This window comes from Lentilactobacillus kefiri (genome assembly GCF_007989105.1).
GTDB classification, from domain to species: domain Bacteria; phylum Bacillota; class Bacilli; order Lactobacillales; family Lactobacillaceae; genus Lentilactobacillus; species Lentilactobacillus kefiri.
The window spans coordinates 1-1,472 of the sequence record NZ_BJVK01000088.1 but is presented as its reverse complement, the minus strand read 5'-3'; the positions used below and the strand labels follow the sequence as shown (position 1 = coordinate 1,472).

Annotated in this window: 2 protein-coding genes; both read left to right on the top strand. The window is 40.3% G+C overall.

Annotation, left to right across the window (positions count from 1 at the left end; genetic code table 11):
• Positions 1–51 precede the first annotated feature (51 nt).
• Positions 52–576 (top strand): helix-turn-helix domain-containing protein, encoded by a 525-nt coding sequence (locus LKE01_RS11780; protein WP_054769918.1) that lies wholly within the window; start codon positions 52–54, stop codon positions 574–576.
• Positions 531–1,427, top strand: a complete 897-nt coding sequence (locus tag LKE01_RS11775; protein WP_109249116.1) for an IS3 family transposase — start codon at positions 531–533, stop codon at positions 1,425–1,427. Before LKE01_RS11780 ends, LKE01_RS11775 begins: the two co-directional genes overlap by 46 nt.
• Positions 1,428–1,472 lie beyond the last annotated feature (45 nt).

Genomic DNA, 1,472 nt, shown 5'->3' with positions numbered 1-1,472 from the left:
GAGCTATACCCCCAAAGTTAAAGTAAAAACTTTAGCTTTGGGGGTATTTTTATGACTAAAATTTCAAAGACAATTAAACTATGTGCATTAATTGAATATTTTGATGGGCAAGGAGGTCTTAAGACCATTTCCAGTAAATATCAGATCGCACCATATCTTTTTAGAATGATGGTTGCGGCATACCGCACTCATGGTCCCGACGTGCTGTTGAATCCACCACAAGTAACACCTGAATTTAGAGTGGAAGTTGCCCATTGGGCAATTGCCAATAATGCCTCATACACTCAAGTTGCGGCTAAGTTTGGATATGTTGGTGCCAGACAAATTCAAATATGGAAAGAAATATATCGTAATCAGGGGCCAAATGGGTTATTGTCTATATCAAAAGGACGGAAACCCAAAATGACAAATAAACGTAAGAAACCGACTAAGAAGCGGTCAACCAAAAAGAAACTTTCACCAGAAGAAAATCGTCTTAAGCAATTAGAAGCTGAAAATTTGGAGTTGCGAATCAAAAATGAAGCGTTAAAATTATTGGCCTCGATGAAGCAACGAACAAAGAACTCGCACAAGTAATCTGCACACTCGAGGCCAAATTTAAGCTGGCTGACCTTTTACGGGTCTTGCCAATTTCACCAGATACTTTTTTCTACTGGAAGCATCAATTCAAGCTGCCAAACAAAGATTATCACTTGCGGTACTTGATTTCCCGCATCTGGAGTCAGGATCATCATATGGGTGTTCTACGAATTACCCAAGCCCTCCTGAATGATTTTAACCTTAAGGTCAACCATAAGCGTGTTTATCGGCTGATGAAGGAGTTGGATATCCAAGGGGAAGGTTATCGCAAGAAGATCCGCAAATATGATTCCTCTAAAGGTCCTGAAGGAACTAGAGTCAAAAATAAGTTACGTCGCCGTTTTCAAACCGATCGGCCAAATCAGAAGATGGTTTCCGATGTCACTGAATTTAAGATCCCCGAAACTCAGGAAAGAGTGTATTTCGAACCGATAATGGATTTATACAATAATGAGATTCTAACCTTTGCCATTACTGCCGGCAGTCCCAATCTTGAATTTGCCATGAAACCATTGGATTCCCTAATTGACTTAATACCAAACCAACCATACAAGCAGTTCCTGCATACGGACCAAGGTTGGCAGTACCGACATCGAGCATGGCAGAAGAAACTAAGAAACGCTCACATTACACCCAGCATGTCTCGACGAGCAACTTGCTTAGATAACGCCTGTATAGAAAGCTTCTTTAACAAGTTAAAAGTTGAGTTAGGAAATCTATCCAACTACAATTCCGCTGAAGAATTGATAGCGGCTATTAAAAAGTGGATAATCTACTACAATACTGAACGAATTCAAATGAAACTAAGCGGCACATCGCCGATAAAATATCGACTCCGTGCCGCCTAGGAAAGACAAGCAAATACTTACTTTAACTTTTGGGGTACACCTCAA

Coding starts and splice junctions, on each gene's coding strand:
- LKE01_RS11780 (WP_054769918.1), top strand. CDS start 52: ATGACTAAAATTTCAAAGACAATTAAACTATGTGCATTAATTGAATAT.